25 protein-coding genes are annotated in these 24,602 nt (G+C 71.6%); 11 read left to right on the top strand and 14 right to left on the bottom strand.

Annotated features, from left to right (window positions below; genetic code table 11):
* The first annotated feature begins 257 nt into the window (after nt 1-257).
* Nucleotides 258-971 carry a helix-turn-helix domain-containing protein gene (locus OG802_RS24640; protein ID WP_443055312.1) on the top strand — a complete coding sequence of 238 codons (714 nt, stop codon included), beginning with the start codon at nt 258-260 and terminating at the stop codon, nt 969-971.
* A 49-nt stretch (nt 972-1,020) separates the two neighbouring features.
* On the opposite strand, the gene OG802_RS24635 is transcribed toward OG802_RS24640, so the two are convergent.
* Nucleotides 1,021-2,046, bottom strand: coding sequence for an ATP-dependent 6-phosphofructokinase (locus tag OG802_RS24635; RefSeq protein WP_256904827.1), 1,026 nt, complete (start codon nt 2,044-2,046; stop codon nt 1,021-1,023).
* A gap of 223 nt (nt 2,047-2,269) precedes the next feature.
* On the opposite strand from OG802_RS24635, the gene pta reads away from it, so the two are divergent.
* The 3 genes from pta (at nt 2,270) to pyk (ending at nt 7,124) form a co-directional block, all read left to right on the top strand.
* Nucleotides 2,270-4,396: a phosphate acetyltransferase gene (gene pta / locus OG802_RS24630; RefSeq protein ID WP_329413705.1), complete on the top strand. Its 2,127-nt coding sequence runs from the start codon at nt 2,270-2,272 to the stop codon at nt 4,394-4,396.
* On the top strand, nt 4,393-5,604 hold the full coding sequence (locus OG802_RS24625; RefSeq protein WP_329413702.1) for an acetate kinase: 1,212 nt from the start codon (nt 4,393-4,395) through the stop codon (nt 5,602-5,604). Before pta ends, OG802_RS24625 begins: the two co-directional genes overlap by 4 nt.
* Nucleotides 5,605-5,693: 89 nt before the next feature.
* Entirely contained in the window at nt 5,694-7,124 is a 1,431-nt protein-coding gene (gene pyk / locus OG802_RS24620; protein ID WP_329413699.1) for a pyruvate kinase, read from the top strand.
* A 151-nt stretch (nt 7,125-7,275) separates the two neighbouring features.
* On the opposite strand, the gene OG802_RS24615 is transcribed toward pyk, so the two are convergent.
* From OG802_RS24615 to OG802_RS24600, 4 genes are all read right to left on the bottom strand, one after another.
* On the bottom strand, nt 7,276-8,676 hold the full coding sequence (locus OG802_RS24615) for a hypothetical protein (RefSeq protein ID WP_329413697.1): 1,401 nt from the start codon (nt 8,674-8,676) through the stop codon (nt 7,276-7,278).
* Nucleotides 8,666-9,301: a DUF6114 domain-containing protein gene (locus OG802_RS24610; RefSeq protein WP_329413695.1), complete on the bottom strand. Its 636-nt coding sequence runs from the start codon at nt 9,299-9,301 to the stop codon at nt 8,666-8,668. The genes OG802_RS24615 and OG802_RS24610 overlap by 11 nt, the downstream gene beginning before the upstream one ends.
* Before the next feature lie 117 nt (nt 9,302-9,418).
* Nucleotides 9,419-10,051, bottom strand: a complete 633-nt coding sequence (locus tag OG802_RS24605) for a DUF6230 family protein (RefSeq protein WP_329413694.1) — start codon at nt 10,049-10,051, stop codon at nt 9,419-9,421.
* Between the two features lie 645 nt (nt 10,052-10,696).
* A complete protein-coding gene (locus OG802_RS24600) occupies nt 10,697-11,671 on the bottom strand; it encodes a tetratricopeptide repeat protein (RefSeq protein ID WP_329413692.1) in 975 nt (324 codons plus the stop codon).
* Between the two features lie 237 nt (nt 11,672-11,908).
* Between OG802_RS24600 and OG802_RS24595 the strand changes: the two genes are divergently transcribed.
* On the top strand, nt 11,909-12,544 hold the full coding sequence (locus OG802_RS24595) for a TetR/AcrR family transcriptional regulator (RefSeq protein WP_329413691.1): 636 nt from the start codon (nt 11,909-11,911) through the stop codon (nt 12,542-12,544).
* 180 nt (nt 12,545-12,724) lie between these two features.
* Here OG802_RS24595 and OG802_RS24590 read toward each other — a convergent pair whose 3' ends face one another.
* The 5 genes from OG802_RS24590 to OG802_RS24570 form a co-directional block, all read right to left on the bottom strand.
* Nucleotides 12,725-13,063, bottom strand: a complete 339-nt coding sequence (locus OG802_RS24590) for a DUF3817 domain-containing protein (protein ID WP_329413690.1) — start codon at nt 13,061-13,063, stop codon at nt 12,725-12,727.
* 94 nt (nt 13,064-13,157) lie between these two features.
* On the bottom strand, nt 13,158-13,664 hold the full coding sequence (locus OG802_RS24585) for a MarR family winged helix-turn-helix transcriptional regulator (RefSeq protein ID WP_069769979.1): 507 nt from the start codon (nt 13,662-13,664) through the stop codon (nt 13,158-13,160).
* A 199-nt stretch (nt 13,665-13,863) separates the two neighbouring features.
* Nucleotides 13,864-14,853 (bottom strand): matrixin family metalloprotease, encoded by a 990-nt coding sequence (locus OG802_RS24580; protein WP_329413688.1) that lies wholly within the window; start codon nt 14,851-14,853, stop codon nt 13,864-13,866.
* Nucleotides 14,854-14,991: 138 nt separating this feature from the next.
* On the bottom strand, nt 14,992-15,285 hold the full coding sequence (locus tag OG802_RS24575; protein WP_329413686.1) for an MTH1187 family thiamine-binding protein: 294 nt from the start codon (nt 15,283-15,285) through the stop codon (nt 14,992-14,994).
* A complete protein-coding gene (locus OG802_RS24570) occupies nt 15,282-15,626 on the bottom strand; it encodes a DUF3817 domain-containing protein (protein ID WP_329413683.1) in 345 nt (114 codons plus the stop codon). The genes OG802_RS24575 and OG802_RS24570 overlap by 4 nt, the downstream gene beginning before the upstream one ends.
* 164 nt (nt 15,627-15,790) lie before the next feature.
* Here OG802_RS24570 and OG802_RS24565 point away from each other — a divergent pair, with 164 nt between their 5' ends.
* From OG802_RS24565 to OG802_RS24550, 4 genes are all read left to right on the top strand, one after another.
* Nucleotides 15,791-16,423 (top strand): AIM24 family protein, encoded by a 633-nt coding sequence (locus OG802_RS24565; RefSeq protein WP_329417367.1) that lies wholly within the window; start codon nt 15,791-15,793, stop codon nt 16,421-16,423.
* Nucleotide 16,424: 1 nt separating this feature from the next.
* Entirely contained in the window at nt 16,425-17,075 is a 651-nt protein-coding gene (locus OG802_RS24560) for an AIM24 family protein (protein ID WP_329417365.1), read from the top strand.
* Nucleotides 17,076-17,077: 2 nt separating this feature from the next.
* Nucleotides 17,078-17,884 carry an AIM24 family protein gene (locus OG802_RS24555; RefSeq protein WP_329417363.1) on the top strand — a complete coding sequence of 269 codons (807 nt, stop codon included), beginning with the start codon at nt 17,078-17,080 and terminating at the stop codon, nt 17,882-17,884.
* 92 nt (nt 17,885-17,976) lie between these two features.
* Entirely contained in the window at nt 17,977-18,453 is a 477-nt protein-coding gene (locus tag OG802_RS24550; protein WP_329413682.1) for a MarR family winged helix-turn-helix transcriptional regulator, read from the top strand.
* Between the two features lie 95 nt (nt 18,454-18,548).
* Here the strand turns inward: OG802_RS24550 and OG802_RS24545 are convergent, their stop codons facing one another.
* Nucleotides 18,549-19,997 (bottom strand): sensor histidine kinase, encoded by a 1,449-nt coding sequence (locus OG802_RS24545; protein WP_329413681.1) that lies wholly within the window; start codon nt 19,995-19,997, stop codon nt 18,549-18,551.
* Entirely contained in the window at nt 19,994-20,680 is a 687-nt protein-coding gene (locus tag OG802_RS24540) for a response regulator transcription factor (RefSeq protein ID WP_329413679.1), read from the bottom strand. The genes OG802_RS24545 and OG802_RS24540 overlap by 4 nt, the downstream gene beginning before the upstream one ends.
* A gap of 221 nt (nt 20,681-20,901) precedes the next feature.
* Here OG802_RS24540 and OG802_RS24535 point away from each other — a divergent pair, with 221 nt between their 5' ends.
* Nucleotides 20,902-21,513: a PepSY domain-containing protein gene (locus tag OG802_RS24535; RefSeq protein WP_329413678.1), complete on the top strand. Its 612-nt coding sequence runs from the start codon at nt 20,902-20,904 to the stop codon at nt 21,511-21,513.
* Between the two features lie 78 nt (nt 21,514-21,591).
* Here OG802_RS24535 and meaB read toward each other — a convergent pair whose 3' ends face one another.
* Together meaB and OG802_RS24525 are read right to left on the bottom strand one after the other, a co-directional pair.
* Entirely contained in the window at nt 21,592-22,548 is a 957-nt protein-coding gene (meaB, locus tag OG802_RS24530; RefSeq protein ID WP_329413677.1) for a methylmalonyl Co-A mutase-associated GTPase MeaB, read from the bottom strand.
* A gap of 169 nt (nt 22,549-22,717) precedes the next feature.
* Entirely contained in the window at nt 22,718-23,929 is a 1,212-nt protein-coding gene (locus OG802_RS24525) for an acetyl-CoA C-acetyltransferase (RefSeq protein WP_329413676.1), read from the bottom strand.
* A gap of 151 nt (nt 23,930-24,080) precedes the next feature.
* Between OG802_RS24525 and mce the strand changes: the two genes are divergently transcribed.
* Nucleotides 24,081-24,521, top strand: a complete 441-nt coding sequence (gene mce, locus OG802_RS24520) for a methylmalonyl-CoA epimerase (RefSeq protein WP_256917245.1) — start codon at nt 24,081-24,083, stop codon at nt 24,519-24,521.
* Nucleotides 24,522-24,602: the final 81 nt, after the last annotated feature.

Raw genomic sequence — 24,602 nt, 5'->3', positions numbered from 1 at the left:
CGTTCGCAAGCCCGCACCGCGCCCGCCGTGGACGGCCGGGTCCGCCGGCCTCGCCCCTCGCGCCTCCCCGCCGGCCCCGGCGCTCCCGCTCCCCCGGCTGCCGGGTCCCCCGGGCCGCCCGCTCCGCCCCCGCCGCCCGTGCCGCCGTCCCATCCGCCAGCCCCGTCACCCCCGTCACCCCCGTACCTTTCTACGACCGGTGACTATGTCCGAACACCCCGTAGTCAACGCAGTCCGGGCCCCCTACCTTGTCCCCCGTGTCCAGACCCGCAGCTCACACCCGTCAGCCCGGCCCGCCCTTCGACGCCCCCGCCGCCCGCCGGCTCCGTGTCGCCCTCGGCATGACCCCCGGTCACGTCGCCCAGGGGCTGCGCGCCTCCTACGCCCTCGCGCACGCCACCCCCGACCTGGTGAACGCCTGGGAACGCGGGGCGCTCACCCCGGCCCACGCCGAACTCACCGCTCTCGCGGGGGTGTTGTGGTGCTCCCCGGCCGAACTCATCGGACGCCCCCGCACCCTGCGCGAACACCGCGTCGCCCGCGGCCTGGCCCCCGAGGACGTCGCCCGCGCCGTGGGCCACGAGTTCCTGGCGTACACGCGCATGGAGGAGAGCGGGCAGTGGCGCGGCACGGACCGGCAGAACGCCCTCCTCGCCGACCTGCTCGACCTCGCGCTGCCGGACCTGGTCACGGTCACCGGCCGGGAGGGCGAACTCGCCGGCCTGCTGCGCTCCGCGACCGGCACGCGCTGGCAGGCGTACGTCAGGCAGGTGGCCAGGATCGTGCCGCTGGACCGGCGGCTCCTGGAGGACACCCTCCGGGAGCTGCACCAGGACTATCAGGGGCGGATGGCCGCCACGCTGAGCTGGGGCGGCGGCAGGGCGGCCGGGGACGCGAGCGACGCGGGCGACGACTTCCTCGACCGGATCGTCGACCACTTCTGGACGGGCCTGAGGAAGCGGACGGCGTAACCGCCGCCGGGACCCCGGCCCCGGCACCGGCCCCGGGGTCCAGAAGGGTCTAGAAGACCGACTCCGCCTCGACGATGCGGTCCTTGGGCACGGTCTTCAGCTCGGTCACCGCTTCCGCGAGCGGCACCATCACGACGTCCGTGCCGCGCAGCGCCGTCATCCGCCCGAACTGGCCGCGGTGCGCCGCCTCCACGGCGTGCCAGCCGAAGCGGGTGGCGAGGACGCGGTCGTAGGCCGTGGGGACGCCGCCGCGCTGGACGTGACCGAGGATAACCGGGCGGGCCTCCTTGCCGAGCCGTCGTTCCAGCTCGTAGGCGAGGGCCGTGCCGATGCCCTGGAAGCGCTCGTGGCCGAACTGGTCGATCGCGCCCTTGCTGTAGTCCATGGTGCCGTCGGCCGGGTGCGCGCCCTCGGCGACGCAGATCACCGCGAACTTCTTGCCGCGCGCGAACCGCTCCTCGACCATCTTCACCAGGTCGGCCGGGTCGAAGGGCCGCTCCGGCAGGCAGATCCCGTGCGCGCCCGCCGCCATGCCGGACTCCAGCGCGATCCAGCCCGCGTGGCGGCCCATGACCTCGACGACCATGACCCGCTGATGGGACTCGGCGGTCGTCTTCAGACGGTCCATCGCCTCCGTGGCGACGCCGACGGCCGTGTCGAAGCCGAAGGTGCGGTCGGTGGAGGAGATGTCGTTGTCGATCGTCTTCGGGACGCCGACCACCGGCAGCCCGGCGTCGGACAGCATGCGCGCGGCCGTCAGCGTGCCCTCGCCGCCGATCGGGATGAGGGCGTCGATGCCGAAGTCGTGGATCATGTCGGAGGCGCTCTCGCAGGCCTCGCGCAGCCGGTCGCGCTCCAGCCGGGACGAGCCGAGGATGGTGCCGCCGCGGGCCAGGATGCCGCTCACCGCGTTGAGGTCGAGCCCCCGGTAACGGCCGTCCAGCAGGCCCGCGTAGCCGTCCTCGAAGCCGATGACCTCGTCGCCGTAGTTGTCCACGGCGCGGTGCACGACCGACCGGATCACTGCGTTCAGGCCGGGGCAGTCGCCGCCTGCGGTGAGAACTCCGATGCGCATCGTGCTGTGTCTCCTGCTCGCTGTCGTTGCTTGTGAGCCGGATTCGATTGTTTCACGCCGCCGAGCGGGCTGTCGCTTGACGGGCGCCTTAATCACGGCCGGGGGTATTGTCAAGAGGGATCTGCTCACCTAGGTGGGCGATTTTTGTGCGCCGGAAGCGGTCCGGGCCGGGCGGCCGGGCCGGGCGCCGGCGAACTGCCCCGGAACGAAACGGAGAGCGCGCGTGACCCGCTGTGTGTACGTGACCGGCATCGACCGCGGCGACGGCCGCCAGGTCGTCGAGCTGGGAGTCATGGAACTCCTGACCCGGCAGGTCGACCGGGTGGGCGTCTTCCGTCCTCTCGTCCACGACGGGCCCGACCGGCTCTTCGAACTGCTGCGCTCGCGCTACCGGCTGGCGCAGGATCCGGCCACCGTCTACGGCATGGACTACCACGAGGCGTCCGCCCTCCAGGCCGAGCGGGGGGCGGACGAACTGGTCTCCACCCTGGTCGAGCGGTTCCACCGGGTCGCCCGCGACTACGACGTCGTCCTCGTCCTGGGAACGGACTACGCCGACACGCAGTTCCCCGACGAGCTGGCGCTCAACGCGCGCCTCGCCAACGAGTTCGGCGCGTCCGTGATCCCGGTCGTCGGCGGCCGCAGGCAGACCGCGGAGTCGGTGCTCGCCGAGACCCGCAACGCCTACCGGGCCTACGAGGGCCTCGGGTGCGACGTGCTGGCCATGGTGACCAACCGGGTCGCCCCCGACGAGCGGGAGGAGATCGCCGCCGGTCTCGGCGTTCGGCTGCCCGTGCCCTGCTACGTCGTGCCCGACGAGCCCGCGCTCGCCGCCCCGACCGTCGCGCAGATCAGCCACGCCCTCGGCGCGCGGGTGCTGCTGGGCGACGACTCCGGGCTGGCCCGCGACGCCCTCGACTTCGTCTTCGGCGGCGCGATGCTGCCGAACCTCCTCAACGCCCTGACGCCGGGCTGCCTGGTGGTCACGCCCGGCGACCGCGCCGACCTGGTCGTCGGCACGCTGGCCGCGCACAGCGCCGGCACCCCGCCGATCGCCGGTGTGCTGCTCACGCTGGGCGAGGTCCCGCCGCCGGAGATCCTCACCCTGGCCGCCCGGCTGGCTCCCGGCACACCGGTCCTGTCGGTGCCCGGGAACAGCTTCCCCACCGCGGAGCGGCTGTTCTCGCTGGAGGGCAAGCTGAACGCGGCCACCCCGCGCAAGGCCGAGACCGCGCTGGGCCTGTTCGAGCGGTACGTCGACACGAGCGGGCTGCTGGGGCGGGTCTCCGCGCCGAGCACCGACCGCGTCACGCCCATGATGTTCGAGCACAAACTCCTCGAACAGGCCCGCTCCGACAGGCGGCGCGTGGTGCTGCCCGAGGGCACCGAGGAGCGCGTCCTGCACGCGGCCGAGGTCCTGCTGCGCCGGGGCGTGTGCGACCTCACGCTGCTCGGGCCCGTCGACCTGATCCGCAAGAAGGCCGCCGACCTGGGCATCGACCTGGGCGACTGCGCGCTGATCGACCCGGCGACCAGCGAGCTGCGCGACGCCTTCGCGCAGAAGTACGCCGCGCTGCGCGCCCACCGGGGCGTCAGCGTGGAGCTCGCCCACGACGTCGTGTCCGACGTCAACTACTTCGGCACGCTCATGGTGCAGGAGGGCCTGGCCGACGGCATGGTCTCCGGGTCCGTGCACTCGACGGCCGCCACCATCCGGCCCGCCTTCGAGATCATCAAGACCAGGCCGGACGCCGACATCGTCTCGTCCGTGTTCTTCATGTGCCTGGCCGACAAGGTCCTCGTCTACGGCGACTGCGCGGTCAACCCCGATCCGGACGCCGGTCAGCTCGCCGACATCGCCGTGCAGTCGGCCACGACGGCGGCCCGGTTCGGCGTGGAGCCGCGGATCGCGATGCTGTCGTACTCGACCGGCACGTCCGGCTCGGGCGCGGACGTGGACAAGGTGCGCGAGGCGACGGAGCTGGTGCGGGCGCGGCGGCCCGACCTGAGGATCGAGGGGCCCATCCAGTACGACGCCGCCGTCGAGCCGACCGTCGCCGCGACGAAGCTGCCGGGGTCCGAGGTGGCCGGCCAGGCCAGCGTGCTGATCTTCCCGGACCTCAACACGGGCAACAACACCTACAAGGCCGTGCAGCGGTCGGCCGGCGCGATCGCGGTCGGGCCGGTCCTCCAGGGGCTGCGCAAGCCGGTCAACGACCTGTCCCGGGGCGCTCTCGTCCAGGACATCGTCAACACCGTCGCCATCACGGCGATCCAGGCCCAGACCCCGTCCGAGCCCCGGCCCGAGCCCCGGACCCAGGCCCCCAGCGAGAAGGCGAACGATCTGTGAGCGCGACCCGCGTCCTCGTCCTCAACTCCGGTTCCTCGTCGCTGAAGTACCAGCTGCTGGACATGCGGGACAGCAGCCGGCTGGCGAGCGGGCTCGTCGAGCGCATCGGCGAGCGGTCCTCCCGGCTGAAGCACACCCCGCTCGCGGCGGGCGGTGGGTCCCGCGAGGAGAACGCCCCGATCGCCGACCACGACGCCGCGCTGAAGGCCGTGGCCCGGGAGCTGGCGAAGGACGGCCTCGGCCTGGACTCCCCCGAGCTGGCAGCCGTCGGGCACCGCGTCGTGCACGGCGGCAAGCACTTCACCCGGCCGACCGTGATCGACGACGCGGTCCTCGCCGAGATCGAGCGGCTCATCCCGGTCGCGCCGCTGCACAACCCGGCCAACCTCACCGGCATCCGCACGGCGACGGCCCTGCGGCCCGACCTGCCCCAGGTCGCCGTCTTCGACACCGCCTTCCACACGACGATGCCGGAGGCGGCGGCGCGCTACGCCATCGACGTCGAGACGGCCGACGCGCACCGGGTGCGCCGCTACGGCTTCCACGGGACGTCGCACGCGTACGTCTCGCGGGCGACGGCGAAGCTGCTGGGCAAGGCCCCCGAAGAGGTGAACGTCATCGTGCTGCACCTCGGCAACGGGGCGTCGGCGTCGGCCGTGGAGCGGGGCCGGTGCGTGGACACCTCGATGGGGCTGACGCCGCTGGAGGGGCTGGTGATGGGGACGCGTTCCGGAGACGTCGACCCGGCCGTCATCTTCCATTTGGCGCGCGTCGGCGGAATGTCCATCGACGAAATCGATGCTCTTCTCAACAAGAGGAGCGGTCTCGTCGGGCTGTGCGGCGACAACGACATGCGGGAGATCCGGCGGCGCGTCGACGAGGGCGACGAGCGGGCGAAGCTCGCGTTCGACATCTACATTCACCGGTTGAGGAAGTACATCGGCGCCTATTACGCGGTACTCGGGCGGGTGGACGCCGTCGCGTTCACCGCCGGGGTCGGCGAGAACGCGGCGCCGGTGCGGGCGGCGGCGGTCGCGGGCCTGGACTCCCTGGGCCTGGCCGTGGACGACGCGCTGAACGCCGTGCGCGCCGACGAGCCGCGGCTGATCTCCCCGGCGGACGCCCGGGTGGCGGTCGCGGTGGTGCCGACGGACGAGGAACTGGAGATCGCGACACAGACCTACGCCCTGGTGAAAAACACAAACTGAGCAGGAATACAACTGAGCACGCTTCCGCCCGTTTGTATCTTCCGCCAGACGGAATATTCCGCGGCGAAACAAACCGATAGGATCGCCTCATGCGCCGTTCGAAAATCGTCTGTACTCTCGGCCCCGCGGTCGACTCCCACGAAATGCTCGTGTCGCTGATCGAGGCCGGCATGAACGTGGCCCGCTTCAACTTCAGCCACGGCTCGCACGCCGAGCACCAGGGTCGCTACGACCGGGTGCGGGCCGCCGCCAAGGAGACCGGCCGGGCCATCGGCGTCCTCGCCGACCTCCAGGGCCCCAAGATCCGCCTCGAGACCTTCGCCGAGGGCCCCGTCGAGCTGGTGCGCGGTGACGAGTTCACCATCACCACCGACGACGTCCCCGGCGACAAGACGATCTGCGGCACGACGTACAAGGGCCTGCCCGGCGACGTCTCGCGCGGCGACCAGGTCCTCATCAACGACGGCAACGTCGAGCTGAAGGTCCTCGACGTCGAGGGTCCGCGGGTGCGGACGATCGTCATCGAGGGCGGTGTCATCTCCGACCACAAGGGCATCAACCTGCCCGGCACGGCCGTCAACGTGCCCGCGCTCAGCGAGAAGGACATCGAGGACCTGCGGTTCGCGCTGCGCATGGGCGCCGACCTGGTCGCCCTGTCCTTCGTCCGGGACGCCAAGGACGTCGCCGACGTCCACCGCGTCATGGACGAGGAGGGCCGCCGGGTCCCCGTCATCGCCAAGGTGGAGAAGCCGCAGGCGGTGGAGAACATGGAGGACGTCGTCATGGCGTTCGACGGTGTGATGGTCGCCCGCGGCGACCTCGCCGTCGAGTACCCGCTGGAGCGGGTCCCCATGGTGCAGAAGCGCCTCATCGAGCTGTGCCGCCGCAACGCCAAGCCGGTGATCGTGGCGACCCAGATGATGGAGTCGATGATCACCAACTCCCGTCCGACCCGCGCCGAGGCCTCCGACGTGGCCAACGCGATCCTGGACGGCGCGGACGCGGTCATGCTGTCCGCCGAGTCGAGCGTGGGCGCGTACCCGATCGAGACCGTGAAGACGATGTCGAAGATCGTCACCGCGGCCGAGCAGGAGCTGCTCAGCAAGGGCCTCCAGCCGCTCGTGCCGGGCAAGAAGCCGCGCACGCAGGGCGGTTCCATCGCGCGCGCCGCGTGCGAGATCTCCGACTTCCTCGGCGGCCGCGGCCTGGTGGCGTTCACCCAGTCCGGCGACACCGCCCGCCGGCTCTCGCGCTACCGCGCGTCGCAGCCGATCATCGCCTTCACCACCGACGAGGGCACCCGCAACCAGCTGACGCTCAGCTGGGGCGTCGAGTCGCACATCGTGCCGTTCGTGAACACCACGGACGAGATGGTCGACATGGTCGACCAGGAGATCGCCAAGATCAACCGGTTCAGCCCCGGCGAGATCGTCATCATCACCGCCGGCTCGCCCCCCGGCGTCCCCGGCACCACCAACATGCTCCGCGTCCACCACCTCGGCGGCGGCGCCCGCGACTGATCAACGGCCCCCGAGGGGCCGGTACGGCGCCGAGGGCGCCCCCTGCGACAGGGGCGCCCTCGGCGCTTTCACGACCGTGCCCCCGCCGGTGTGGAACCCGGCGGGGGCACGGTCTTCTTGCGGCTCCCGGAAAAGCCGGTGACGCCCGCGCTCAGTCGGCGGTCGTGAACTGGTGCAGGCCGGGAACGGTGAGCGTGCCGCCGAACTGGCCGGCCTGCTGGACCTTGGCGTTGGTGAAGTAGATCAGCGGGATGTTCAGCGGCGGAGGGCTCTTCGGGCTGAACGTCACCGGGATGAGACCGAACAGGTTCCCGGAGATGCTCTCCGTGTACATGATCGTGTCGCCGTCCTTGATGGTGGACGTCGTGCCCTTGCCGGCCTGCACGTGGTAAGTGCGGCCCGCCTGCTTGTCGTCGACCGTCTGGTGCAGGTCGCCGATGTCGGTCCCGCCGGAGATGACGTACTTCAGCACCTCCTTGACGGTGCCGTTGGCGGTCTTCACCTTGACGATGCCCTGGTAGTCGGCGCCCTTGAGGAGCAGCGAGCTGGCGTTCAGGAACCAGGGGTCGTCGGGCAGCCGGACCTTGTTGTCGATGCCGCCCTCGTCGTCGGTGGCGGCGGGGCAGTTCTCGGCCTTCGTGTCCGCGCTCGCCGAAGGGCTGGGGGTGGACGTCGCGTCGGCGGCGGTGTCCCCGGCGTCCTTCGCCTTGTCCTCGGCCGCGTCCTTCACCTTGTCTGCGGTGTCCCCGGCCGTGTCCTTGACGGTGTCCTTCACCGTCCCGGCGCCGGAGCCGCCGGAGTCCTTGGACGTGCCCGAGGAGTCCTTGCCCGACGCCCCGGAGGAGTCCGAGGACCCGGAGGAGCCCGAGCCGGCGGCCGGAGCCGAGGCCTCGGCGGAGGGGGTCGCGGACGGGGACGGGCTCGCGGTGGCCGTGTCGTCGGACTTCTTGCCGTCGAACAGGTCCGTGAGGGCGTCGCCGACGGTCTCCAGGAGGTTCTTGCTCGTCTCCGGGGCCGACGGAGTCGTCGCGGCGCTGTCGCCGGACGTCGCCGACTTCTCGGACGAGGAGGACGCGGACGGGGCGGGCTCCGCCGCATCGCCGGAACCTGAATCCGACGAGGAGGAACCGTTCTTGTCGTCCGCGGAGCCCGAGGTGTCCTTCGAACCGCCCGAGTCGTCCTTGGCGCCGTCCGAGGAGTCCTTGGAGTCGCCCTTGGAGTCGTCCGCGGACTCGCTCGCGCTCTTCGAGGCGGACGGCGAGGGCGAGGCCGACGCGGAGGCGTCCGTGCCCTCCAGGGCCGCCACGCAGTCCTTGTACTCGTCGATCGTGAGGTTCTTGGACGACGGCTGGTCGTCGGCGTTCGCGAGGGTGGGCGTGAAGCCCATGCCCATGAGGACCGCCGTCGGCATGGCCGCCAGGGCTATCGCCTTGCCGGCCGGCATGTGGAACCTGGTGAACAGCGGCTTCTTGGGTGCCGCGTGGCGCGGTCCGGTGGTTCTCACGCAGGCAGCGTCCACATCGCTCCCGGTGGAAACCTCGTCAGCCGGCACTGTGCCTCCCGTTCGCCCCGTTGGCCGGGCTCGTTCCTGACAGATCGTGCAGGTCGTGCGGCTCGCCCGGTCCCTCGCCCTTGCTGAAGGACGGCCGTTCGGCGACGGCGGGACCTGTGCTGTACGGATTCGCGCCGAGGTCGTCCGCCGGGGCGGAGCCCTCGGGGTACGCGCCCTCGGGAGCGCCTCCGGCGTTCACGCCGGCCTCCGGCGCCCGGAGCGGCTCGGGCGGTGCGCCCGGGGCCCAGGAGACGGCCATCGCGCCGCCCACGAGGGCGAACAGGAAGCCGATGAGGAAGCCACCGAGGTTGGACACCGGGATGGACACCAGACCCAGCAGGATCGCCGCGACGCCCGCGAAGACCTGCACGTGCTTCTGGAACCACAGACTGATGCCCAGGACGCCCAGGAGCACGCCGATGATCAGGGACCCCGCCCCCGCGGTGGTCGCCATCGCCAGTGTCAGATGGCCCACTTGGAGGTGGGCGTAGGGGAAGTAGGCGATGGGGAAGCCGGCGAGAAGGACGAACAGGCCCGCCCAGAACGGCCTGGCGCCCCGCCAGGCGCGGAACTGCTGCCTCCGGCGGGTGAACTGGCCGGGTGCGGCAGGGGTCTCGGCGCTCATGGAAAACAGCTCCCTGGTGCGGCGTTTCTGTGGTGGTAGTCGTGCTGCCGGTGAAGACCCGGGCTTCAGACTGGACGGGCGGGGGCGCCACCGGCTCCCCCGCCCGTCAGAGAGTGCTTAGTAGCACTCCTTGACACCCGTCGACAGCGACATCTTCAGGCCGCTGAGCTTGAAGGTTCCGGCGGTGGTGGCCCACGCCGTCTGCTTCACGTCGGTCAGCGTGGCCGACTCGGCCTGCTGAGCGAAGCCGTACGGGTTCGCCGCGTCACCGCTCTTGAGACCGGGACCCTTGCTGGCGTCCTTGGCCGCGACGCCGATGTCGATGTTCCTGAAGGTCGCGTTCGCCTGCAGGTCCTCGACGTCGATGTAGAGGTTCTCGGCCTCGACCGGCGTACCGCCGCCGCCCGCCTTCAGCGTGAGGCTGACGGACCCGAGCAGCGGGATGTTCGGGGTGACCACGGACTGGCACATGTTCGTGATCGAGGCGCTCTTGAACGCCGAGACGGCGACGGGGTGAGCCGTCTTCTTGCCGTCGAGGGTGTAACCCGAGTCGATCGCGCCGTACTGCGAGAAGCCCGTGCCTTCGAGCTTGTCGGCGCTCACCTTGAACGACTGGCCGGACACGCTGAACGACGCGGCCAGCGCACCCTGCGCGAGGGCCACGCCTATGCATGCCGTCGCTGCGACGCTGGGCACCATGACCACAGCGAAGCGCTTCCATCTGGTCCCGCCACGCACCTGGGACTCCATATTTCCTCCTTCTCGGACGTACATCTCCTGGCCCTGACTCGCCTCCGAGACGGCGGCTCAGCCGGGCAGGGATGGGAGAAGTGCTACGTCCTCGGGAAGGGGAGCGCCTGTTCCGGAGGCGCGAACCGCGCACCGATCACCGGCGATCACCCCCGAGCGACAACCACTGGTCGCGCCTGACACGCATCACGCACAACCTTGCTGGACAGGCTTCGCCGCAGCGAAGACCCCCCTGTCCAAGGCCCGACGACAGCGCCGTCGACCCTGCTCGGTGGGGACCCAGGGAGACCCGTCGACCCAACCGGCTGTCGGGGTACGGGATTGGACCGAGCGTGGCCGATCGTGGTGCATTCTCGCCGCCCGCACAAGGGGGTTCGTTACTCGCTAGTAACGGCCGGATAACCGAAGAACGACCCACAGGTCTCGGCCGACGACACAGGGTGTCCCTCATGCCCAGGACAAAACTGTTGATCGATGGACGGAATCCGACAGATCGGCGGCCCCGTCTTACTCCCAGTAACAGCGGCCGCGATTACCAAGATTTGGTAAAGCGCGGCCGCGAGGGAACCGATTCGGCAGAACTTTCACTCCGGCGCCACGGGCTCTGACGTTTAGCGACTGGTCAGAACCCGGGCGCCCGGGGGATCAGAACAGGGCGCGCGCCAGCGCGCGCCGGGCGGCCGCGACCCTTGGGTCCTCGGGCCCGACCACCTCGAACAGCTCGAGCAGCCGCAGCCGCACGGCGTCCCGGTCGTCGCCCGCGGTGCGGGCCACGGTGTCGATGAGCCGCCCGAACGCGTCCTCGACGTGACCGCCCACCAGGTCCAGGTCGGCCGCGGCGATCTGCGCCTCGGGGTCCTTCGGCCTCTCGGCGGCGTCCTTGCGCACCTGCTGCGGGTCCATGCCGCCCACCCGGTGGAGCAACTCGGCCTGCGCGAGACCGAGTTTGGCCTCGCTGTTGCCCGGGTCGTCGGCGAGCACGTTCTTGTAGGCCTGCACGGCGCCGCCGAAGTCACCGGCGTCCAGGGCCTGTACGGCGGCTTCGAGCAGGGCGTCGTACGGCCCGACGGGCTCGGCCGCGACCGGCTGGTCGGCGTCCGGCGCGGCGTCGGCGTCGACGGTCAGGCCGGTGAGCCCGAACCGCTGCTCGGCGACCTCCACCAGCTGGTCGAGGGTCTGGCGGATCTGCGCTTCGCCGGCGGCCCCCTGGAAGAGGGGCAGCGCCTGCCCGGCGACGACCGCGAACACCGCCGGGATGCCCTGCACCCCGAACTGCTGCATCAGCATCTGGTTGGCGTCGACGTCGATCTTGGCGAGCAGGAAGCGGCCGTTGTACTCGACGGCGAGCCGCTCCAGGACGGGGCTCAGCTGCTTGCAGGGCTGGCACCACTCCGCCCAGAAGTCGATGACGACGGGCACTTCGGCGGACCGCTGCAGGACGTCCCGCTCGAACCCCGCCTCGTCGACGTCGATGACGAGATCTGCCGGGGAGACGGCCCCCGCGCCGCCCTGCCGGGCCGCTTCGGCGCGCGTCTGCTCCGCCTTCGCCTTGGCCTCCTGGGCCGCCTTCACCGCGGCGAGGTCGACGACTCCGCTCATGGACATGTTCCGTGGCTGCATGCGTCTATCCTCCCCTGTCCGCGCGCCTGCGTGAAAAGCGATCCCCGTACTTCCCGAACAACTTCGACACGAGCGCCCGGGTCCCCACCCGCGCCCTGCCGGATCCGGCCCGTGTACGTCCGTCACGGGCTTTCGCTACGAGTCGTAGCGTAATGGCACCGGGTGCCCGCGCAACACCGCCCCCCGGTGATCTGCCTCACGGAGGCGGGGAAAAAACCTGCGGTTATGGTCGAAGGCATGCAGATCCGCACTCCCGCCTGCCGTCCCGGCCGTCCGCGCAGCGCCGCCGCGGACACCGCGATCCTGGCCGCGACGCGGGAGGCCCTGGTCGAGCTGGGCTGGTCGAAACTGACCCTGGGGGACGTCGCCACGCGGGCCGGGGTCGCCAAGACGACCCTGTACCGCCGGTGGGCCGGCAAGAACGAACTGGTCGTCGACGCGGTCGCGGAACTCTTCGGCGAACTCGAACTCCCCGACCGCGGCAGCCTGGCGGCCGACATCGAGGGCGTGGTCCTTCAGTTCGCGGCGATCCTGGCCCGCCCGGAGGCCAAGAGCGGGCTGATGGCGGCCGTCGCCGAGTCCACCCGCGACGACGCGCTGCGCGAGCGCATCCGCGCCTCCATCGTCGACCCGCAGAAGGGGCTGGTCCTGGAGGGCCGGGCCCGCGCGCAGGCCCGCGGCGAACTCCCCCCGGAGACCGACCCGGCGGAGGCCGCGCGCACGGTCGACCTCATCTTCGACGTGGTCGCGGGGGCGGTGGTGCACCGCACCCTGGTCAGCGCGGAACCGGCCGACGAGGAGTGGGTGCGCGGCTTCACGCGCGTACTGCTGCAAGGCCTGTCGTCGGCGTCCCTCCCGGCCGACGACGCCTGAGGACGGCTGACCGGGGACGTCAGAAGACGCCTTCGGCTGCGGACGTCAGAAGCCTCCCGAGGACGCCTGGAGACGTCCGAGGGCGCCGGGCGGCCGACGACGGCCGCGGGGCAGCCGCCGGCCTGACGCGCCGGACCGCCGTACGCGCGCGTGGGCGTACGGCGGGGAGGGGTTACGGGGTCACGCCTCGACGGGCGCCGGGGCCGCGTCCGCGGTCCGGCCGGCCAGCTCGTGGCTGATCCTGCGCTCGACGAAGAACGCGGCCGTGGGGATCGTCCCGGCCAGCAGGACCCACAGCTGCTTGCCGACCGGCCACTTCGCCTTGGAGCCCAGGTCGAAGGCGAAGATCAGGTAGACCACGTAGAGCCAGCCGTGCGCGATGGCGATGACACGGGTGAAGTCCGCGGCGCCGTCCATGTCCAGGCCGTACTTGGCGATCATGCTCAGGCACAGCAGTACCAGCAGGACACCGGTGACGTAGGCCAGGACGCGGTAGCGGGTCAGCACGCTCTTTTTCATGAGGACGAGCGTAACCACCGGTTTTGGGGCGATCTTGCCCGGGTCCGGACCCGCCGCGCCGGCCCGTGCCGGGGTCCGGGCCCGTCCGTGCCGGTCAGTCCTCGAAGTCGTGCGCCGCCACGCGCAGGGGCCTCAGCATCGCGAAGATCTCCCCGCACTCCTCCGCGTCGTACACCCCGAGCCCGAAGTCCATCGCCATCAGGTCGCGGGTGGCGGCCTCGACGACCTCGCGGCCCTTGTCGGTGATGACGGCGAGCGTGCCGCGTCCGTCGTTGGGGTTGGGACGCTTGTCGACCAGGCCCGAACGCACCAGCCGGTCGACGGTGTTGGTCACCGACGTGGGGTGCACCTGGAGCCGCTCGCCGATCTTCGACATCGTCAGCTCGCCCTCCTTGGAGAAGGTGAGCAGCACCAGCGCCTCGTACCGCGCGAACGTCAGGCCGTACGGCTTGACCACGGCGTCCACCTCGGCGAGCAGGATCTGGTGCGCGCGCATGATCGACGTGATCGCGGACATGGACGGCACGTTCCCCCAGCGCTGCTTCCAGAGCTCATCGGCGCGGGCGATGGGGTCGAAAGGGAGACTGAGCGGTTTCGGCACGCCTCCAGACCTTACCGGCCGGTCACATCGCGGTCAGCCCCGTCTCGCCTGTCGGTCCCCCGAAGCGCCCGCGCCGGGAGCGCACGGCGCACGAGCCGACGGGGCCGGGGTCACACGGACGAGCGGCGGGGCGACGCGCGCGCGGCTGACGCGGCGTGTCCGCACCCCGCGACCGGGGCGGGGCCGGCCGGCGGCGGTGTCAGTAGAGGCTGCGCAGGCCGAGGACGTCGCCCTTGCCGAGGGTGCGGGCGGCGGTGGAGCAGGCGAACGAGCTGGCGTACATGGTGAGGTTCTCGTGTCCCTCGCCGGCGTGGCCCAGGCCGAAGACGTGCCCTGCCTCGTGCGTGGCGACGCTGCGCAGGTCGTACGCGCGCGTGCAGGCGTCCGACGGACGGTCGGTGAAGGCGAAGTCGCGGACGTTGAAGCGGACGTCTGCTTCCAGCAGTTCCTCCGGGCCGCCCGGCACCGGCCGGCTCCAGGAGCAGGTCGTGGCGACGGCGTCGGGGCCGATGTCGCCCGCGTCCCACACGCTCAGACCGTCCCGGTGCACGCAGCGGGCCTCGCGGTCGATGCCCGCCTCGTGGCCGGTGGTCAACAGGTACCGGGCCTTCGCGGTGACGGCGTCGTCGTAGCCGCAGTCGTTGCGGCTCGTGGTGATGGCGGCGACGGCGGACGAGAAGGCGTGCCGGGCCTCCGCGCGGGAGAGGTGGGCGGGCAGCGGTCCGTCGCCCAGGAACCACTCGTACGTGCCGTACTCCTTGCGTCCGGCGGTCGAGTACGCGCCGTCGGAGCAGGAGGCGGGGGCGTCGTCCCGGCGGTGCGGGCGGTACGGGCGGGCCTGCGCGTGCTCGGCGTCGTAGGCGTAGGAGACCGTGCCGTCGGGCGCGACGGCCACCGTGAAGCCGCGTGCCGAGCCGTCCGCCGTGAGGGCGTCGACGCTGACCGTGGTGCCGGGTTCGGGGACCGCCAGGCCCGCGCCGTCGTGGGTGACGACGCGGCCCACGGCGTGGCAGTCCCGCACCGACGAGCCCGCGGGGAAATCCTCCACGGTGAGTTCGCCGCGCGCGGGCGGGCACGCGGGCGGGTGAGCCGCCTCCCCCGCGCGGGCCGCCGCCAGCGACGCCGTCACCGTCAGTACGAGCGCCGTGAGCGCCCTGCCGAGACCGCCCGGTCCGCGCCGCCCTGCCACCGCACACTCCCCTTTCCGGCGCCGCGCCACGGCGCGGAACATGATCGACCGGGGAGACATTAGCCACGCGGCCGGGGAGGGGACCCCGCCTCTCCGTAGCCGTTCGGGTGACCGGCGGACGGGTGTGCAGAGCCGGGCTCAGGACGTCAGGTGCCGCTCCACGGTGGCCACCTTCGACGTCAGGCCGTCGGTGACGCCGGGGCGGATGTCCGCCTTCAGGACCAGGGAGACGCGGGGCGCCCGTTCCTCGACGGCGGCCACGGCGCGCCGGACGACGTCCATCACCTCGTCCCACTCGCCCTCGACGGAGGTGAACATGGCGTCCGTGCGGTTCGGCAGGCCCGACTCGCGGACGACGCGTACGGCTTCCGCGACGTACTCGCCGACGTCCTCGCCGACGCCCAGCGGGGTGACCGAGAAGGCGACGATCACGCGTTCACCACGCCTTCCTTGCGCACGCGGGAGGCGATGACCGCGTCCTCGGCCTCGCGGCGCAGCCTGCGCTCGGCGAAGAAGCCGCCGGTCGGCAGAACGGAGAGGACGAAGTAGAGGGCCGCGGTCTTCAACGACCACTTCGTGCGGTTCCAGGCGTCCGCCCAGAAGAGCACGTACAGGACGAACAGCAGGCCGTGGACCGCGCCCATCACGGGCACGCCGTTGAAGTCGGTGGTGCGCTTCAGCACGGAGCAGACGAGCAGCAGGAGAAAGGACACGGCTTCGGGGGCCGAGACCAGACGCAGTCGGCGGAGGGCGGAGGCGGTCTTCAGGTCCACGGGTCACCTTCGGGGAGGGCATGCGGCAGGGGCGGCTTGTGAACGCGCGCACAAGCGTTCGTCCATTGTGGCAAACGGTCCCCTTAAGGGTGCGGTCAGGGTCGTTCTCCACCCCCGGGTGCTGTTCCGCGCACCCGGGTGGCGGATACCTTCGCAGCGTGGCGATGTTTCGACTCCAAGGCAGCAAGGTGCTCGCCGTCGACATGACCGGGGACGCCGTGAAGGCGAAGAACGGCTCGATGGTCGCGTACGACGGACAGATGGCCTTCAAGAAGCTCAGCGGCGGCGGCGAGGGCGTCCGGGGCATGGTGACCCGGCGGCTCACCGGCGAGCAGATGACGGTGATGGAGGTGAGGGGGCAGGGCACGTGCTGGTTCGCCGACCGCGCTTCCGAGATCAACCTCGTCCGGCTCCAGGGCGACAAGCTCTACGTCGAGTCGAGCAATCTGCTCGCGACCGACGCGGGCCTGCGCACGGGCACGAGCTTCACGGGGCTGCGCGGCGCGACGCAGGGCAACGGGCTGTTCACGACGACCGTCGAGGGGAGCGGCCAGGCCGCGATCACCTCGGACGGGCCGGCCGTGGTGCTGCGCGTCAGCCCGCAGTACCCGCTGACCGTCGACCCGGGGGCGTACATCGCGCATCAGGGCGACGTCCGCCAGTCCTTCCAGTCCGGTGTGACGTTCCGCACCTTCATGGGCGAGGGCGGCGGCGAGGCCTTCCAGATCCGCTTCGAGGGGAACGGCCTGGTGTACGTCCAGCCGAGCGAGCGCAACACGATCGCGGGGGATGTGTGACATGACATTCCGCGAGATCAACTCCAAGATCGTCGAGGCGTCCGTGCTCCCCGGGCAGCGGCTCTACAGCCAGCGCGGCGCGATGCTCGCGTACCGCGGCGAGGTGTCGTTCACGCCCAACGTCCAGGGCGGGCAGGGCGGCGTGATGTCCATGATCGGGCGGCGGCTCGCGAACGAGTCCACGCCGCTGATGACCGTCGAGGGCAGCGGCACGGTCCTCTTCGGGCACGGCGGCCACCACGTCCAGGTCATCCGGCTCAGCGGCGACACGCTGTACGTCGAGGCGGACCGGCTCCTCGCCTTCGAGGGCACGCTCCAGCAGGGCACGATGTTCCTGGGCTCCCAGGGCGGGGTCATGGGCATTGTCCGCGGCCAGGTCAGCGGACAGGGGCTGTTCACCACCACCCTCAAGGGCCAGGGGGCCGTCGCCGTGATGGCCCACGGCGGGGTCTTCGAGGTCCCGATCACCCCGCAGCGCCCGGTCCACGTCGACCCCCAGGCCTACGTCGCCCACCACGGCGACGTCCGCAACAAGCTGTCGACCGCGCTCGGCTGGCGGGACATGGTGGGCCGCGGCTCCGGCGAGGCGTTCCAGCTGGAGCTGAGCGGCAGCGGTGCGGTGTTCGTCCAGGCGTCGGAGGAGAAGCTGTGAGCATGCACGGGGCTCCGGGCGGCGGCCCGACGGTCTACGACCCCATGACCCTGCCGGTCGACGACAACGTGAACAGCTACACCTTCTGCGTGGAGCTCAAGGGGAGCCAGTGGTTCCTTCAGAAGGGGAAGATGATCGCCTACTACGGGTCGATCGACTTCAACGGCGTGGGACACGGCCGGCTGGACCGTCTGGTGCGCACTTCCTTCCATTCGCCTCTGCACGCCAGCGACTGGGTGGTGGCGGAGGGCTCGGGCAAGATGCTCCTCGCCGACCGGGCCTTCGACGTGAATTCGTACGATCTGGACGACGGTAACCTGACCATTCGCTCGGGCAATCTGCTCGCTTTTCAGCCAAGCTTGTCGCTCAAGCAGTCGATCGTGCCGGGATTCCTCACGCTCATCGGAACCGGAAAGTTCGTGGCCGCATCCAACGGCCCGGTGGTGTTCATGGAACCTCCCCTCCGAGTGGACCCCCAGGCGCTCGTCGGATGGGCCGACTGCCCCTCCCCGTGCCACCACTACGACCACGGGTACATGACGGGTGTGATGGGCGGTCTACGTGCACTGACGGGCCTCGGCGGGGCCTCCGGCGAGGAGCACCAGTTCGAGTTCGTGGGCGCCGGGACGGTGCTGTTGCAGTCGACCGAGACGCTGATGGCGGAGCAGGCCACGGGGGTGGTTCCGCACGAGCCGGGAGTGCCCGGTTCCGGGGCCGGCGCGGGCGGGCACGGGGGTCCCGGAGCGCAATCCGGCGCACCGCGCCTTCCCGGACAGCTGGGGGACCTCCAGCGTCGCTTCGGGCTGTGAGCGGTAGTCTGCGGAGTGTGACATCGAACGCGTGCGCACCGTCACACCGCCCTCACTAGTTCACCTTTCAACATTTTAGGTAGACTTCATCTATGGAGACCGAAACGGCCACCCGGTGGCTGACCGATGCGGAGCAGTGCGCCTGGCGTACCCATCTGGAGGTCAACAGGCTGTTGACGTACCAGCTCGAAAAGGATCTCCAGCCGTTCAGCCTGACCATGAACGACTACGAGATCCTGGTGAACCTCTCCGAGTCGGAGGGCCACCGGATGCGGATGAGCGACCTCGCGTCCGCCACCCTCCAGTCCAAGAGCCGCCTCTCGCACCAGATCACCCGCATGGAGAACGCGGACCTGGTGCGCCGTGAGAACTGCGAGTCGGACCGCCGGGGCCTGTACGCGGTGCTGACCGAGCACGGCATGGAGACGATGCAGAAGGTCTCGCCGCACCATGTGGACTCCGTGCGGCGGCACTTCATCGACCTCCTCTCCCCCGAGGCCCTGACCGAACTCTCCAAGGCCCTCAAGCCCGTCGCGGAACACCTCCGCGGCCACCGGGGACGCCCGTAGGCAGCCTCCTCGGCGAGGGGCCCGTCGTCCGGTTCGTCCCCCGGACGCGGCGGCTCACCGGCGTCGGCGCACCCCGCCGACGTCCCCTGAACCGGTCAGGACGACACACCCCGGACAACCGGAAGGCGGAGCTCGAACAGGGCTCCGCCTTCCGGCGTCTGCCGGACCGTGAGCGTGCCGCCGTGCCGCACGGCGACGTCCCGGGCGATGGCCAGCCCCAGCCCCGCCCCGCCCTCGTCCCGGCCGCGGGCCGCGTCGAGCCGTACGAAACGCTCGAAGACGCGCTCCCGCTCCGCCTCGGGCACCCCGTCCCCGTCGTCGGCGACCGCGACGACCGCCCACCGCCTGCCCTCCGCCGTCTCCCGGCGCACGGTCACCGTGACGGCCGAACGAGCGTGCCGCTGCGCGTTGTCGAGCAGGTTGGCCAGCACCCGCCCCAACTGCCCCCGCGATCCGGCCACCTCCACACAACCGGCCTCCTCCACGCAGCCGGCCTCCCCGGCCACCCGCCCCAGGCCCGCGGGCTCCACCTGCACGGTCACGCCGGCCCGGTGCGCGGCCTCCTCGCGGGCCAGGGCCGCCAGATCGACCCGCCGCCCCGGCGCCGGCGCCTCCCCCGCGTCCAGCCGGGCGAGCAGCAGCAGGTCGGCGGCCAGACGTTGCAGCCGTACGGTGTCCTCGACGGCTCCCGCGACGTCCAGCAGTGCGGGATGCGCCGCGCCCACCTCCAGCTGGGTGCGCAGCGAGGCGATCGGGCTGCGCAGCTCGTGCGAGGCGTCGGCGATGAACCGGCGGCCGCGCTCCACGGACGCCTCCAGCGCGGCCAGCGTCTCGTTCGTGGTCCGGGCGAGGCGGGCCACCTCGTCGTGCGTGTCCGGCTCGGGCACCCTGCGGCCCAGGTCGGCGGAGGCCGTGATCGCGGCCATCTCGCGCCGGATCGCCTCCACCGGGCCCAGCGCCCGCCGGGTGACGAGCCACGTCACGCTCGCGACGACCGCGAGGAGCAGCGGGAAGCCGACCAGCAGCGCGGTGAGCGCCGTGCGCACCGCGCTCCGCTCGGCCCCCAGGGGCGCCCCCGCGTACACGGCGAGCGGTCCCTTGCGCGGGTCGTGGACCTCGACGACGGCGAACCGGTGGCCGGCGCTCTCCCCGTCGACGGTCGCCGAGCCGTCGGCGAAGCGGGTGTCGTCGTCGATCTCACCGGGGTCGAGGTCCTCGCCGGCCTCGCCGGGAGCGCCGTCCGCCCCGGACACGGCGATGCGCTCCACGTCCTCGCTCACGGCCACCCGGGCGCCGCCGGCGTCGAGGATCTGGACGGGCCGCTCGTCGTCGTCCATCGAGGAGAGGTCTCCGTACGGTGTGCCGACGGCGAGTTGGGCGGCGACGGTCCGCGCGGTCCGCTCGGCCTGGGCGTCGGCCTGCCCGGTCAGGTTGGCGCGCAGCGACAGCAGGACGGCCGTCCCGGCCGCGAGCAGGGCGACCGCGACGACGAGGGTGGCGCCGAGCGTCGCCCGCGCCCGCACGGAGCCGAACCGCCGCCTCACCGCGTCGCCTCCGGCCGCCGGGGCCGCTCCAGCCGGTAACCGGCGCCGCGCACGGTCGCGATGAGCCCGGCGCCCAGCTTGCGCCGCAGCGCGCTGACGTAGACCTCGACGATGTTGAGGTCGCCCTCGTAGGCGAAGTCCCAGACGTGGTCCAGGATCTCGGCCTTGGAGACCACCTCGCCCGCGCGCACCACGAGGTGCTCCAGCACGGCGAACTCCTTGGCGGTGAGCGCCACTTCGTGCTCGCTCAGGAACACGCGGCGGGCGGCGGCGTCCACCGTCAGCTCGCCCAGGACCTGCACCGGGGAGGCGCCGACGCCCTGTGCGCGCCGGCGCAGCAGCGCCTTCACCCGGGCGACCAGGACGACGTAGGAGAACGGTTTGGTGAGGTAGTCGTCCGCGCCCGTGTCCAGGCCCTCCGCCTCGTCGTACTCGCCGTCCTTGGCGGTGAGCATGAGGATGGGGAGGTCGTGGCCGGCGGCGCGCAGGGCGGAGCAGACGCGGTAGCCGTTCATGCCGGGCAGCATGATGTCGAGGATCAGCAGGTCGTACGGCGACCCGCCCGCCCGGTGCAGCCCCTCCAGCCCGTCGTGGACGACGTCGACGGCGTAGCCCTCGGCGGTCAGGCCCTTGGCCAGGGACAGGGCGAGGCGTTTCTCGTCCTCGACGATCAGCAGACGCATGGGGACAGGGTCCCAAACCGCACCTGAAGCGATCTTCAGGTGACTTCAGCATGCCTTCAGCCGGTCTCAGGCAGCTTGGGTCCCGTCGAAAGCGACACGAGCCGAAAGCGGCCCGCCGACCGATCCGGTCCGATCCGGTCCGATCCGGGCCGGGCCGGTCAGATGTGCCTTCGCCTCTTCCGTCGCGTCTCTTCCCGTCCCATCCCGTCCAGGAGGACTCCATGAAGCGCAAGTTGGTCATCGCCGCCGTCGCCGCGTCCGTCGTGATCGGCGGGGGTGCGGCGGTCGCCCTCGCCGACGACGGGCCGCACGACGGCCGGGCGCGGGGCGCGGCCGCCGGTCCGGCGGCGGCGGGCCGGTCCGAGGCGGCGGGTTCCTCGAAGCTCACCGCGGCGGAAGCGATCGGGGCCGCGCTGCGGCACACCCCGGGCACAGCGGTCGGCGCCGGCCTGGAGGACGACGGCGCCGACGCGGGCGCCTGGCACGTGGACGTCGTCAGGACCGACGGGTCCGAGTACACCGTCGCCCTCTCCCCCGCCGGCACGGTGACCGGCGCGCACCGCGACGCGGAGGACGACGCGGAGGACGCGGACGAAGCCCAGGACGACGACGCCGCCGACGCCGCCGAGGCGCGGGCCGAGCGGGCCGCGCTGAAGGGTGTGGAGGTCGACGCCCGCGAGGCCGCGCTCGCCGTCACCGGCAAGGGCGCGGTGACCGAGGTCGACCTCGACGCCGACGGCCGCGCCGCGGTCTGGAGCGTGGAGACCGCCGGGGGCGGCGAATGGCTGGTCGACCCGCGCACGGGCAAGGTCGCACAGGACCCCGACGCCTGATCGACTGACCACCGCCCGGCACTCCGGGAGCCCGGCACTCCGGCACTCCGGCAGGGCAAGGCGCCTGTGCGGTGGGGCTCACCCCTCCGTGAGGCCCGCCACCAGTTCGTCCGCCGCGCGGTAGGGGTCGAGCGTGCCGCTGACGATGCGTTCGGCGAGGGCGCTCAGCCTGCGGTCGCCGTGCAGGTCGCCGATGCGTTCGCGCAGGGCGGTGACGGCGATCGTCTCGACCTCGCGGGCCGCACGCGAGCGGCGCCGCTCGGCGAGGACGCCGCGCTCCTCCATCCAGGCCCGGTGCTTCTCCAGTGCCTGGACGACGTCGTCGACGCCCTCGGCGCGGGAGGCGACCGTCTTCACGATGGGCGGCCGCCAGTCACCGGGCGCACGGGCCTCGCCGAGGCCGAGCATGTGGTTCAGTTCCCGCGCGGTGGCGTCAGCGCCGTCCCGGTCCGCCTTGTTGACGACGTAGACGTCGCCGATCTCCAGGATCCCGGCCTTGGCGGCCTGGATGCCGTCGCCCATGCCGGGGGCGAGCAGCACCACGCTGGTGTCCGCCTGGGAGGCGATCTCCACCTCCGACTGGCCGACGCCGACCGTCTCGACCAGGATCACGTCGCAGCCCGCCGCGTCCAGCACGCGGATCGCCTGCGGGGCCGCCCACGCGAGGCCGCCGAGGTGGCCTCGGGTGGCCATGGAGCGGATGTAGACGCCGGGGTCCGAGGCGTGCTCGGACATCCGGACCCGGTCGCCGAGCAGCGCGCCGCCGGAGAACGGCGAGGACGGGTCGACGGCCAGCACGCCGACCCGCCTGCCCTGCCTGCGGTACGCGGTGACGAGCGCGGACGTCGTGGTCGACTTGCCCACGCCGGGCGAACCGGTCAGGCCCACGACGTAGGCGTTGCCGGTGAGCGGGGCCAGGGTCGCCATGACCTCCCGCAACTGCGGGGACGCCCCCTCGACCAGCGAGATCAGCCGGGCCACGGCCCGTGGCCGGCCTTCCCTGGCCTGGGCGGCCAGTGAGGAGACGTCCTGCATCACAGCTCCGTTCAGCTCCGTTCAGCTCTGTTCCGACCACGCCCGCACCCGGCCGTCTCCCCGGCCGCGCCCGTTCAGCTTCGACCGGTTCCGAGCGGAGGGCATGACGACCGCCGTCCGGCACGGGGGCCGTGCCGGCACGGTCCCCGCCGCCGGCCGGGTGACCGTCTCAGGCCTTGGCCACCCGGACGATCAGGGCGTCGCCCTGGCCGCCGCCGCCGCACAGCGCGGCCGCGCCGACGCCGCCGCCCCGGCGCTTGAGCTCCAGCGCCAGGTGCAGGACGAGCCGGGCGCCGGACATGCCGATCGGGTGGCCCAGGGCGATGGCGCCGCCGTTCACGTTCACCTTTTCCGTGGACACGCCGAGGTCCTTCATTGACTGGACGGCGACGGCGGCGAAGGCCTCGTTGATCTCGATCAGGTCGAGGTCGGCGACCTCCAGGCCCTCCTTCTTCAGCGCGTGGAGGATGGCGTTGGACGGCTGGGACTGCAACGAGTTGTCCGGACCGGCCACGTTGCCGTGGGCGCCGATCTCGGCGATCCACTGCAGGCCCAGCTCCTGCGCCTTGGCCTTGCTCATCACGACCACGGCCGCCGCGCCGTCGGAGATCTGCGAGGACGTGCCCGCGGTGATCGTGCCGTCCTTGGCGAACGCCGGGCGGAGCTTGCCGAGGGACTCGGCGGTGGTGTCGGCGCGGATGCCCTCGTCCTTGCTGAAGACGACCGGCTCGCCCTTGCGCTGCGGGATCTCGACCGGGGTGATCTCGGCCTCGAAGACGCCGTTCTTCTGCGCGGCGGCGGCCCTCTGATGGCTCAGCGCGGCGATCTCGTCCTGCTCGGGGCGCGCGATGCCCAGGCGGGTGTTGTGCTTCTCGGTGGACTCGCCCATCGCGATGTTCTCGAAGGCGTCGGTGAGACCGTCGTACGCCATCGCGTCGAGCATCTCGATGGCGCCGTACTTGAAGCCCTCGCGGGACTTGGGCAGCAGGTGGGGGGCGTTGGTCATGGACTCCTGGCCGCCCGCCACCACGATGTCGAACTCGCCCGCGCGGATCAGCTGGTCGGCGAGCGCGATCGCGTCGAGGCCCGACAGGCACACCTTGTTGACGGTGAGCGCCGGGACGTTCATCGGGATGCCGGCCTTGACGGCGGCCTGGCGGGCCGGGATCTGGCCCGCGCCGGCCTGGAGCACCTGGCCCATGATCACGTACTGCACCTGGTCGCCGCCGATGCCCGCACGGTCGAGGGCGGCCTTGATCGCGAAGCCGCCGAGGTCGGCTCCGGAGAAGGACTTGAGGGAGCCCAGCAGCCGTCCCATGGGCGTACGCGCGCCCGCGACGATCACCGAGGTCGTGCCGTTGGAGCCAGTCGAGTCAGTCATGAGCTGCGAATCCCCTTACCGGCCTGCACAGGCCGAGGAGTGAACGAGGGTTTACTTCGAATGTACTGAGTGGCACTCCGTGCCGTCATCGGGCCGTCAGTGTGATCGCGCGCACGTTGCGTAACCACCGCGGGCGCGCTGCACTGACACCATGCTGACGCGAATCGACCACATCGGGATCGCCTGCCACGACCTCGACGCGACCGTCGAGTTCTACCGTTCCACATACGGCTTCGAGGTGTTCCACTCCGAGGTCAACGAGGAACAGGGCGTGCGCGAGGCCATGCTCAAGATCAACGAGACGTCCGACGGAGGCGCCTCCTACCTGCAACTTCTCGAACCGACGCGCGAGGACTCCGCCGTCGGCAAGTGGCTCGCCAAGAACGGCGAGGGAGTCCACCACATCGCTTTCGGTACGGCGGATGTGGACGGCGACGCCGAGGACATCCGCTCCAAGGGCGTACGCGTTCTGTACGAAGAGCCCCGACGCGGCTCCATGGGGTCACGGATCACCTTCCTGCACCCCAAGGATTGCCACGGAGTACTGACAGAACTGGTCACATCGGCCCCCGTTGAGTCACCTGAGCACTGACCCTCGTACATATGGGCCGGTAGGGTTGGGCTCGGTCGCCGCTCACACCGGGGCGACCCGGTCCTGCCGTCCGGCGGCAGG

Source organism: Streptomyces sp. NBC_00704 (assembly GCF_036226605.1).
GTDB lineage: Bacteria > Actinomycetota > Actinomycetes > Streptomycetales > Streptomycetaceae > Streptomyces.
This window is presented reverse-complemented; position numbering and strand designations above follow the sequence as displayed.

Bases quoted from the DNA above. Each gene is read 5' to 3' on its own strand.
- OG802_RS24635 (WP_256904827.1), bottom strand. From the start codon at position 2,046: ATGCGCATCGGAGTTCTCACCGCAGGCGGCGACTGCCCCGGCCTGAAC.
- pyk (WP_329413699.1), top strand. From the start codon at position 5,694: ATGCGCCGTTCGAAAATCGTCTGTACTCTCGGCCCCGCGGTCGACTCC.
- OG802_RS24610 (WP_329413695.1), bottom strand. From the start codon at position 9,301: ATGAGCGCCGAGACCCCTGCCGCACCCGGCCAGTTCACCCGCCGGAGG.
- OG802_RS24605 (WP_329413694.1), bottom strand. From the start codon at position 10,051: ATGGAGTCCCAGGTGCGTGGCGGGACCAGATGGAAGCGCTTCGCTGTG.
- OG802_RS24600 (WP_329413692.1), bottom strand. From the start codon at position 11,671: ATGCAGCCACGGAACATGTCCATGAGCGGAGTCGTCGACCTCGCCGCG.
- OG802_RS24595 (WP_329413691.1), top strand. From the start codon at position 11,909: ATGCAGATCCGCACTCCCGCCTGCCGTCCCGGCCGTCCGCGCAGCGCC.
- OG802_RS24590 (WP_329413690.1), bottom strand. From the start codon at position 13,063: ATGAAAAAGAGCGTGCTGACCCGCTACCGCGTCCTGGCCTACGTCACC.
- OG802_RS24565 (WP_329417367.1), top strand. From the start codon at position 15,791: ATGTTTCGACTCCAAGGCAGCAAGGTGCTCGCCGTCGACATGACCGGG.
- OG802_RS24560 (WP_329417365.1), top strand. From the start codon at position 16,425: ATGACATTCCGCGAGATCAACTCCAAGATCGTCGAGGCGTCCGTGCTC.
- OG802_RS24555 (WP_329417363.1), top strand. From the start codon at position 17,078: ATGCACGGGGCTCCGGGCGGCGGCCCGACGGTCTACGACCCCATGACC.
- OG802_RS24550 (WP_329413682.1), top strand. From the start codon at position 17,977: ATGGAGACCGAAACGGCCACCCGGTGGCTGACCGATGCGGAGCAGTGC.
- OG802_RS24540 (WP_329413679.1), bottom strand. From the start codon at position 20,680: ATGCGTCTGCTGATCGTCGAGGACGAGAAACGCCTCGCCCTGTCCCTG.
- OG802_RS24535 (WP_329413678.1), top strand. From the start codon at position 20,902: ATGAAGCGCAAGTTGGTCATCGCCGCCGTCGCCGCGTCCGTCGTGATC.
- meaB (WP_329413677.1), bottom strand. From the start codon at position 22,548: ATGCAGGACGTCTCCTCACTGGCCGCCCAGGCCAGGGAAGGCCGGCCA.
- OG802_RS24525 (WP_329413676.1), bottom strand. From the start codon at position 23,929: ATGACTGACTCGACTGGCTCCAACGGCACGACCTCGGTGATCGTCGCG.
- mce (WP_256917245.1), top strand. From the start codon at position 24,081: ATGCTGACGCGAATCGACCACATCGGGATCGCCTGCCACGACCTCGAC.